At 69.2% G+C, this 6194-nt stretch carries 7 protein-coding genes and 1 pseudogene; 7 read left to right on the forward strand and 1 reads right to left on the reverse strand.

The window, feature by feature from the left end; genetic code table 11:
- Nucleotides 1-103: 103 nt before the first annotated feature.
- The 6 genes and pseudogenes from AOK03_RS38755 to ung form a co-directional block, all read left to right on the forward strand.
- Nucleotides 104-812, forward strand: a pseudogene (locus AOK03_RS38755) (HipA family kinase); the annotation flags it as partial.
- A gap of 29 nt (nt 813-841) precedes the next feature.
- Nucleotides 842-1240 carry a DUF3037 domain-containing protein gene (locus tag AOK03_RS38760; RefSeq protein WP_055570048.1) on the forward strand — a complete coding sequence of 133 codons (399 nt, stop codon included), beginning with the start codon at nt 842-844 and terminating at the stop codon, nt 1238-1240.
- Nucleotides 1241-1406: 166 nt separating this feature from the next.
- Nucleotides 1407-2168, forward strand: coding sequence for a 3-oxoacyl-ACP reductase FabG (fabG, locus tag AOK03_RS38765; RefSeq protein WP_055570049.1), 762 nt, complete (start codon nt 1407-1409; stop codon nt 2166-2168).
- 23 nt (nt 2169-2191) lie between these two features.
- Nucleotides 2192-2947, forward strand: coding sequence for an SDR family oxidoreductase (locus AOK03_RS38770; protein WP_055570050.1), 756 nt, complete (start codon nt 2192-2194; stop codon nt 2945-2947).
- Nucleotides 2948-3083: 136 nt separating this feature from the next.
- Entirely contained in the window at nt 3084-4691 is a 1608-nt protein-coding gene (locus AOK03_RS38775) for an ABC transporter substrate-binding protein (RefSeq protein ID WP_055570051.1), read from the forward strand.
- A 105-nt stretch (nt 4692-4796) separates the two neighbouring features.
- Nucleotides 4797-5480 carry a uracil-DNA glycosylase gene (gene ung / locus AOK03_RS38780; protein WP_055570052.1) on the forward strand — a complete coding sequence of 228 codons (684 nt, stop codon included), beginning with the start codon at nt 4797-4799 and terminating at the stop codon, nt 5478-5480.
- Nucleotides 5481-5482: 2 nt separating this feature from the next.
- Here ung and AOK03_RS38785 read toward each other — a convergent pair whose 3' ends face one another.
- A complete protein-coding gene (locus tag AOK03_RS38785; RefSeq protein ID WP_055570053.1) occupies nt 5483-5947 on the reverse strand; it encodes a DUF3224 domain-containing protein in 465 nt (154 codons plus the stop codon).
- Nucleotides 5948-6047: 100 nt separating this feature from the next.
- Between AOK03_RS38785 and AOK03_RS41585 the strand changes: the two genes are divergently transcribed.
- Nucleotides 6048-6194 (forward strand): HTH domain-containing protein (locus AOK03_RS41585; RefSeq protein ID WP_157869208.1); only part of this gene is annotated, 147 nt, incomplete at its 3' end.

The raw sequence follows: 6194 nt of genomic DNA on the forward strand, positions 1-6194 counted from the left end.
GGCCGTGTGTTCAAGCAGTCAAGGATTTCGCCGGGCAAGGACGGGCAGGTGCCGCCGCGGGCCGGATGATCCAACAGTGCGGGACCGGCAGTAATCTGGGCCAATGCTCAGCGAAGTCACCGCGGTCCGCTATGTCACGCCCCTGCGGGAAGGCGGATCACTGCCCGGGCTCGTCGAGACCGACGACCACGGCACGTACGAAACGTACGTCCTCAAGTTCACCGGCGCGGGACAAGGGCGCAAGACGCTCGTCGCCGAGGTGATCTGCGGTGAGCTGGCCCGCAGGCTCGGCCTGCGGCGAGCCCGACGAACGGGTGCAGGCGCTGCTCAAGGCGAGCGGCGGACTCAACCTCGGCATGGAGTTCCTGTCGGGTGCCCTCGGCTTCGACCCGCTCGCCCACCGGGTGGACCCGGCCGAGGCGGGCCGCGTCGTCTGGTTCGACGCCCTGATCAACAACGTGGACCGCTCCTGGCGCAATCCGAACCTGCTCGTGTGGCACGGCGACCTGTGGCTGATCGACCACGGGGCGAGCATGATCTGGCACCACAACTGGCGCACGGCACAGACCGCGGCCGCCAAACCGTACGACGCGTCGGACCACGTCCTCGCCCCGTTCGGCCCCGACGTGACGGCGGCCGCCGCCGCGCTCGCCCCCCTCGTCACCGAGGAGCTGCTCACCGAGGTCGTGGCCGAGGTGCCCGCGGAGTGGCTCGCCGACGAGCCGGGCTTCGACGGCGTGGCCGACGTGCGCCGCGCGTACGTGACGGCACTCCTGCCGCGCGCCAAGACCATCCACGAGCGGATCACCCTGCGGGGTACCGGAGCGAAGGGCGCCACCAAGTGACCGAGCAGACCGCGCCCGTCCGGGACGTCTTCGAGTACGCGCTGGTGCGCGTCGTGCCGCGGGTGGAGCGCGGCGAGCAGTTCAACGCGGGCGTCGTGCTCTACTGCCGCGCCAAGTCGTACGTCGCCGCTCGCACGTACCTGGACGAGGCCAAGCTCCTCGCCCTGGACCCGGCGGCCGACACGGTCGGCATCAGGGCCGCGCTCGGTGCCGTCGAGCGGATCTGCGCGGGCGGCGAGGCCGCGGGCCAGGCCGAGCGCGATGACGCGGGGCGGCGCTTCCGCTGGCTGATCGCGCCCCGCTCCACGGTGATCCAGCCGGGGCCGGTGCACACCGGTCTGACGGCCGATCCCGAGGCCGAGGTGAACCGGCTGCTCGACCTGTTGGTGAAGTAAAGAGTCACACCTCTCCTGTGGGCCGTTGACACCCGGTGCCAGGGCTTCTAGCGTCTCGTCCAGCTGAAGGTACTAAGCGGTCGCTCACCATCGGGGCGTACCGTGGAGTCCCATCCCGTAGAGCCCCATCCCGTAGAGCCGCATCCCAAGGGCGAGGAGAACCAGCATGTCCACCACAGAGCAGCGCGTCGCTGTCGTGACCGGCGCGGCGCGAGGCATCGGCGCGGCGACCGCTGTACGGCTCGCCGCCGAAGGCCGCGCCGTGGCCGTCATCGACCTCGACGAGGCCGCCTGCAAGGACACCGTCGCGCAGATCACCGCGGCCGGTGGCAAGGCGATCGCCGTCGGCTGCGACGTGTCCGACGAAGCCCAGGTCGAGGCCGCCGTCGCCCGCATCGCCGAGGAGCTCGGCGCGCCGACGATCCTCGTCAACAACGCCGGTGTGCTCCGCGACAACCTCCTCTTCAAGATGAGCGCGAGCGACTGGGACACGGTCATGAACGTGCACCTGCGCGGCGCCTTCCTGATGTCGAAGGCCTGCCAGAAGCACATGGTGGACGCCAAGTTCGGCCGCATCGTCAACCTCTCCTCGTCCTCCGCGCTCGGCAACCGGGGGCAGGTCAACTACGCCGCCGCCAAGGCCGGTCTCCAGGGCTTCACCAAGACCCTCGCCAAGGAGCTCGGCAAGTTCGGCGTCACCGCCAACTCCGTCGCCCCGGGCTTCATCGTCACCGAGATGACCAAGGCCACCGCCGACCGCGTCGGCATGGGCTTCGAGGACTTCCAGGCCGCGGCCGCCACCCAGATCCCGGTGCAGCGCGTCGGCCGCCCCGAGGACATCGCCAACGCCATCGCCTTCTTCACGGGCGACGCGGCCGGATTCGTCTCCGGGCAGGTCATGTACGTGGCCGGCGGCCCGCTCAACTGACCTGAAAGGCGGAGGCAGAGATCATGGCTGTGCAGGACAGTGGAAAGGCCGCGCTCGTCACGGGCGCGAGCCGGGGCATCGGATACGGCATCGCCGAGGCGCTGGTGGCCCGCGGCGACCGGGTCTGCATCACCGGACGCAATGAGGAGGCCCTAAAGGAGGCCGTCGAGAGGCTCGGCGCAGACCGGGTCATCGGGGTCGCGGGCAAGGCGCACGACGAGGCGCACCAGGCGGTCGCCGTCGAGCGCGCCATGGAGGCCTTCGGCCGCGTCGACTTCCTGATCAACAACGCCGGTACGAACCCGGTCTTCGGCCCGATGGCCGAGCTGGACCTCAACGTGGCCCGCAAGGTGTTCGAGACCAACGTCATCTCGGCGCTCGGCTTCGCCCAGCAGACCTGGAAGGCCTGGCAGAGCGAGAACGGCGGCGCGATCGTGAACATCGCCTCGGTCGCCGGCGTCTCCGCGTCGCCGTTCATCGGGGCGTACGGGATGAGCAAGGCCGCCATGGTCAACCTCACCCTGCAGCTGGCGCACGAGTTCGCGCCCAAGGTGCGCGTGAACTCCATCGCGCCCGCGGTCGTCAAGACCAAGTTCGCCCAGGCGCTGTACGAGGGCCGTGAGGCGGAGGCGGCGGCCGCCTACCCGCTCGGCCGGCTCGGGGTGCCGGAGGACATCGGGGGCGCGGCCGCGTTCCTCACGTCCGGGCAGTCCGACTGGATCACGGGACAGACACTCGTGGTCGATGGCGGCATCTTCCTCAATGCGGGCGTCGGCTGACGAAGGCCCCACACCCGGCGGAGACGTACTTTCGGTGACGTTCTCCCGCATCAAGTGCCCTGTCGGCGCCAGGACTTGGCCCGACAGGGCACTGCGATATTGTCTCCCGACCCCATGGCATGGCCGATCGAGGAGCGTGCGCGTGTTCAGTGAAGTTCCCCCTGCTAAGCGGATCAGGGGTCTCCGTCCGGTCGCGGCGATCGCGTCCATATCCCTGCTCGCCGGTTGCGGGGTACTGTCGTCCGAAGGGTCGGACGACGAGGAGCAGATCACCGTCGGCACGATGAGCGCGCCCAGCACCCTGGATCCCGCGAAGGCCTGGGACAGCTCCTGGGAGCTCTACAGAAACGTTTTTCAGACGCTGCTCAGCTTCCCCTCGGGGGCCACCGAGCCCGAGCCGGACGCCGCCGAGTCCTGCCGGTTCAGCGACGCCTCCAGCACGGTCTTCACCTGCGAGCTCCGCGAGGGCCTGCAGTTCTCCGACGGGGACAAGCTGGACGCGGCGGCCGTGAAGTACTCCTTCGACCGCATGCGCACCATCGGGGTCAAGGGCGGGCCCACCGGTCTGCTCGGCTCGCTCGACAAGGTCGAGACCAAGGGGGACCGGACCGTCGTCTTCAAACTGAAGAAGGCCGACGCGACCTTCCCGTTCGTGCTCGCGACCCCCGCCATGTCGATCGTCGACCCCCGGGAGTACCCGGCGGACAAGCTCCGCGAGGGCAACGAGGTCACCGGCTCGGGCCCCTACACCCTCGACGCCTACGCGGCGAACGAGAAGGCCGAGCTGGTCAAGAACGACCACTACAAGGGTGCGGCCGACGTCAAGAACGACGCCGTCACCATCCGCTACTTCAAGAAGTCGTCCGCCATGGTCGACGCCCTCAAGGACAAGCAGATCGACGTGACCTTCCGAGGCCTGGCCTCCGAGGACATCGTCACCATGCAGGGCCGGGGCAGGCGCGAGCAGGACATCGAGCTCGTCGAGGGCTCGGGCACCGAGATCCGCTACCTGGTGTTCAACACGAAGGACCCGTGGGCGCGGAAACTGCCGGTCCGGCGGGCCTTCGCGCAGCTCGTCGACCGCGGGGCCATCGCCCACAAGATCTACAAGGACACCGTCGAGCCGCTGTACTCGATGGTCCCCAGGGGACTCACGGGCCACGCCACCGGGTTCTTCGACAAGTACGGGAACCCCAGCACCGCCAAGGCCAAGAAGATCCTCACCGACGCCGGCATCAACGAGCCGGTGCCGCTCACCCTCTGGTACACCACCGACCGCTACGGCTCGGCGACCGAGCCGGAGTTCGCCGAGCTCAAGCGACAGCTGGAGGCCTCGGGCCTGTTCCGGATCACGCTCAAGAGCCGCCCCTGGACCGAGTTCCAGGAGGGGTACAGCAACGGTGAGTACCCCGTCTTCGGACGCGGCTGGTTCCCCGACTTCCCGGACGCGGACAACTTCATCGCGCCGTTCGTCGGCCCCAAGAACGTGCTCAACACGCCCTACCCGTCCAAGGAGATCACGGACCAGGTGCTGCCGCGCGAGCGCCGGGAGGCCGACCGGGGCGCGGTGATCGACCAGTTCGAGCGGGCCCAGGAGATCCTCGTCGACGACGTCAGGCTGCTCCCGCTGTGGCAGGGCAAGCAGTACATCATGTCCAGCGAGGAGATCGCGGGCGGCGAGCGGGCCCTCGACCCCTCGGCGATCATGATGATGTGGGAGCTGCAGCGCAAGACCAGCTGGTGAGCCGGTGATCCGGTGAGCCGGTGACAGATGGGGATGCGGGTGGATTGTCAGTGGGCGCCGGTAGGTTCTGTGGTGAGAAGTGACCGCACACCGGAGGTTGTTGACGTGACCGACATCGCCATGCTGCCCGCGTCCTGGCGCGGAGTCCTCGGCGAGGAGCTCCAGAAGCCCTACTTCAAGGAGCTCACCGAGTTCGTCGAGGAGGAGCGGGCGAAGGGCCCTGTCTACCCTCCGCGCGACGAGGTCTTCGCCGCCCTCGACGCGACGCCGTACGACCAGGTGAAGGTCCTGGTCCTCGGCCAGGACCCGTACCACGGCGAGGGCCAGGGGCACGGCCTCTGCTTCTCCGTGCGCCCCGGCGTGAAGACGCCGCCCTCCCTGCGGAACATCTACAAGGAGATGAAGGAGGAGCTCGGCCACCCCGTGCCCGACAACGGCTATCTGATGCCGTGGGCACGGCAGGGCGTCCTCCTGCTGAACGCGGTCCTGACGGTCCGCTCCGGCGAGGCCAACTCCCACAAGGGCAAGGGCTGGGAGAAGTTCACCGACGCGGTGATCCGGGCGGTGGCCGACCGCCCCGACCCCGCCGTCTTCGTCCTCTGGGGCAACTACGCCAAGAAGAAGCTCCCGCTCATCGACGAGGAGCGGCACATCGTCGTGCAGGGTGCCCACCCCTCGCCGCTGTCCGCGAAGAAGTTCTTCGGCTCGCACCCGTTCACGCAGATCGACGCGGCGGTCGCGGCGCAGGGGCACCAGCCGATCGACTGGCGGATCCCCGACATCGGCTGACGTCAGCCCTCCAGGACATAGGCGAGCGCGTACGGGGTGGTGGACCGCCCGCCCCGTGCCGTGAACGTACCGGTGCCGGTGAGCCCCGCAAGCTCGCCGGTCGCCGAACCGGGCAGCACGGAGAAGGAGCACTCGATGACGCCGTCGGCCCCGAAGGATCCGCGCTGCTCCATGACGAACGAGCCCTTGCGGCCGTCGAGCGTGCCGTCGATGAACTCGTAGCCGACGAAGGCGCCGACCGTCTCGTTCGTGTACGCGATGGTGTACTCGCAGGAGGTGCCCGCCGCCTCTATGGCGCCGGTGTAGTCGTTGGTGACGGCGGCGTGGGCGATGCGGGCGCCGCCGTGCGCGCCCGCGACGGGCTTCTCGTCCCAGCGGGCGAAGGTGAAGGTGCCGCTGGTCTGGCTGGTCCGACTGGTCTGGCCGGTCTGGCCGGTCTGATCGGGCCGACTGGTCTGGCTGGGCATGGGGTCCTCTCGGCGGTGGGCCCCGGTCGGGCCGCTCCGTCGAAGATGCTGACAGGGATACCTGACACCTTCTGTCAAGTACTGCGGCAGACTTGGCCGCGTGCGCGCCGACCGGCTCCTGGCCCTCCTCCTGCTGCTCCAGAACCGCGGACGCATGTCCGCGCCGGAACTCGCCGCGGAGCTGGAGGTCTCGGTCAGGACCGTCTACCGGGACGCGGAGGCGCTCGCCGCCTCCGGAGTGCCCGTC

Source organism: Streptomyces atriruber (genome assembly GCF_001418325.1).
Classification (GTDB): Bacteria; Actinomycetota; Actinomycetes; order Streptomycetales; family Streptomycetaceae; genus Streptomyces; species Streptomyces atriruber.

Bases quoted from the DNA above. Each gene is read 5' to 3' on its own strand.
- AOK03_RS38785 (WP_055570053.1), bottom strand. From the start codon at position 5,947: ATGCCCAGCCAGACCAGTCGGCCCGATCAGACCGGCCAGACCGGCCAG.
- fabG (WP_055570049.1), top strand. From the start codon at position 1,407: ATGTCCACCACAGAGCAGCGCGTCGCTGTCGTGACCGGCGCGGCGCGA.
- AOK03_RS38770 (WP_055570050.1), top strand. From the start codon at position 2,192: ATGGCTGTGCAGGACAGTGGAAAGGCCGCGCTCGTCACGGGCGCGAGC.